The organism is Streptomyces sp. JHA26, assembly GCF_002005565.1.
In the GTDB taxonomy this organism is placed as follows: domain Bacteria; phylum Actinomycetota; class Actinomycetes; order Streptomycetales; family Streptomycetaceae; genus Streptomyces.
In genome coordinates this window covers 1-3144 of record NZ_BDJC01000128.1, presented here as the reverse complement: position 1 = coordinate 3144, position 3144 = coordinate 1, and the positions used below count along the sequence as shown (strand labels likewise).

Here is a 3144-nt window from a genome sequence, read left to right as displayed (position 1 = left end):
GGCGGCCGGGCCACGCCGGGCGGGCCGGCCCTGGACACCGTGCGGGAGGCCCCCGAGAGCGGCCTCACCCTCCCCCCGTACCTGCTGGACCTGCAGGCCCCGGGGCTGTCCTCCACGTACGGGCTCACCGGGCACGAGTTCGTCCGCACCACCGTGGCCGCCGCCGTCGGGCGCGACGACGGCACGGTCGCCGAGATCGCGACGGAACTGGCCGGGAGACCCGAGACGTTCTTCGGGCAGGGCCGCGCCTTCGCCGTCGAGGGGGCCGGGGGCTGGTGCGACGTGACCGTCACCCTCTCCGCCGCCCCGGACGAACGGCCCGTGGAGATCGAGCCGCCCGCCCTCGCGCAGGCCAAGGACGAGGCCACCAAGGTCGACGTCCACCACACCAGCGTCGGCACGGTGGGCTCCGGCTCCGGCAGCGCGACGAGTTACGGAGTGGGCGGGACCGCGTTCGGGCTGGTGCCCGTCGTGCCGGGGTTCTACTTCGGCGCCGTCGGCATGGCGCAGGCCCAGCCCTGGCAGTCCTCCCGGGAGGTGCGCGGCCAGAAGAGCGTCGCCGAACCGCGCGTGCTGCGCAGCGACTCGGGGTCGGTCGAGGTGCCGAGACGGGTGCGCTACGGCGTCCGGATCCAGCAGCGGGACGGGGCGGACGCGCCGACCGTGTACGGCGCCGGCACGCTGACCATGCGGGTGCCCACCGAGAGCCTGGTGCCGTCCGGCGGTTCGGGGCCCCGGCCGCCGCGGCGCACCGACGACCCCGCGTGGGCGAAGCGCCTGCGCCAGGCCGGCTCGCTGGCCCCGGTGGCGGTCACCGACGGGGCCGCGGGGCCGCACGCGGGCGGCGGCGGACTGTTCGACGCGGTCGCCTCCGTCCTGCCGCCCCGGCTCACCGCGCCCGGCACCCCCGGGCGGGCCCTGCTGTACCGGGCGACGTCCACCACCACCGTGCTGGAGGACATGCCCCGGCTGCTGGCCGGCGGCGTCGTCAGCGAGGACCTGACCGACACGGACCCCCACATCGCGGGCGCGTACCGCATGCGGGCCGCGATCACCGGCCTGACCCCCGCCTGGGGCGCGGGCACGACCCAGCTGCGCACCCACGCCCACGCGCAGCACACGGCCGCCGGCGCCACGAGCAGGGGGCGGGCCGGCGCGGCCGGCCTGGGCCCGGCCGCCGGTGCCGGCGTGGTGGCGAACGCCGCCGTCGCCCGGGCCGGCGTCATGCCCACCGCCGCCGCGCGCAAGGCCCGCTTCACCCAGTACGACCAGACGACGGCCCGGCGGGTGGGCGCGGAGGTCCGGGGGGACAAGGTGCTCTACCTGGCCACCGTGGACCTCACCGTGGAGGGCACGGGGTCCGGTTCGGCCCAGGCGCTGACGGGACGGGCCTCCCGGGTGGCGCACCACACGATGACGATGTGGATGACGCTGCGCGCGGACGAGGCACAGGACATGGGCCTGCCGCTGCCCCCGGGGGTGACGGCGGAGCCGCTGGTCACCCGGCCGAAGCGGACGGGAGCCGACGGCGCGGAGCAGGACGTCGAACGCCACCTCCCCTTCGGCGCGACGGGTGCCAGCGTCGCCCTCGACCGGCTGGACACCAGCGGGGTGATCGCGTCCATCGAGGCGATGTTCGCCACCGACCCCCGGCTGGAGGGCTACCTGCCGCCCTTCGGCGACCGGGAGAGGAAGCTCGCCGTCCCCCCGGAGGAGGCCGAGGCCCAGCGGCACAACTACCGGGAGCTGGTCACCCGGCTGTCGGAGACCAACCTGAAGGCGAACAAGGACCAGTTGCTGTCCACCGGTGTGCCGGTGCGGCTGCGCCGCAAGAGCCGCATGCACGCCCACGACGTGACGATCCGCGTCACCGGCACGCTCGGTGCGACCGCGTACGAGGGCGACATCGGCAACTGGCTGGTGCGCAGCCACTCCGGCGTCACCAGCAGCCTCCAGAGCGGACGCGGCAGTTCCCGGTCGGTCGGCTGGTCGGCGGTCGGCCAGGTGCGGATCGTTCCCGGCGTCCTGACGGCCTCGGCCCGCCGGGACCGCCACCACGTCACCAGCCGCCGCAACCAGGCGGGGCCCACCACCCGCAGCGACGTCCTCACCAACGGCTCCGAGGACGCGAGCGTCTTCTCGGCACCGCTGGACCTCGACGTCCGGGTGACCATGACGCACCGGCAGCGCAAGGCCCGGCGCACGGTCCTGCCCGGCTCCTACGGGCGCGACGTGCCCGAGGTCCAGCACATCGGCGACCTGCCCACGGAGAGGCAGGACGTACGTCTGCTCACGCCGACGGCGTTCACCCTGGACGGGGACGAGAAGCGGCACCTCGACGCGGCGACGGCGGCGCGCGGCGCGCGGGCCCGCCGCCCCGAGTGGGCGGTGGAGGCCGCCGGCATCGGGGACCTGGCCGGGCTGACGCCCCGTCCGGCGAGCGGCCGGGTGCTGCGGAACTGGACGCTGGTGGAGACCGTCGGCTCCGGTGAACCGATCCGCGCCCTCGCCTTCGACCTGCTGGCCAGGGCGGCGGCCCGGGACAAGGGGGTGCGCGAGGACCGGGCCCTGCAGACCGAGGGGCTCGCCCCCCGGCAGGCCCTGGAGGAACGGCTCTCCCCCGGCGCCCTCACCGGGGCCCTGCGCCAGGCGGCGTCCTCGGGCTGGGTGGTCAAGGACCTGCGGTACCCGCGCCGGCTGGCCGCCCTGGACGGGGCGGTCGGCATGCGGCTGACACTGGTCAACCCGCGGGTGGTGCACGAGGGTTCGGGGCCCGGCACGGAGACCTTCCTGCTCGGCGGCCACCAGGCCGGCGGTCAGGAGGGGCGGGGCAGCACCACCACCTACCAGGGCGCGGTGTCGGGCCTGGAGAACGGTGCCGCGTGGCGCACCGGCCAGGGGGTGGCCGTGACCCGTACCAAGGGGGAGAGCAGCGCCGAGGCCCTCACCGTGTCCGGCACGGTGGAGCGCAACGCCCACACCCCGCGCAAGGCCCCGCTCCACCTGGTCCGGTGCGACCTGCTGGTCACCATGGTCGCCGAGGTCAAGGTCACCGGCGGCGGCCCGTACGTGACCAAGGCCGCGCGGACCCTGCCGGGCGAGGCGGGGGTGTGGCTGACGGCGGAGCAGGTGCACGCGCAGGGG

The 3144-nt window shown here is 76.4% G+C and carries 1 pseudogene; it reads left to right on the top strand.

What is annotated here, in order from left to right:
- A pseudogene (locus JHAT_RS34895) lies at positions 1-3144 on the top strand (hypothetical protein); the annotation flags it as partial.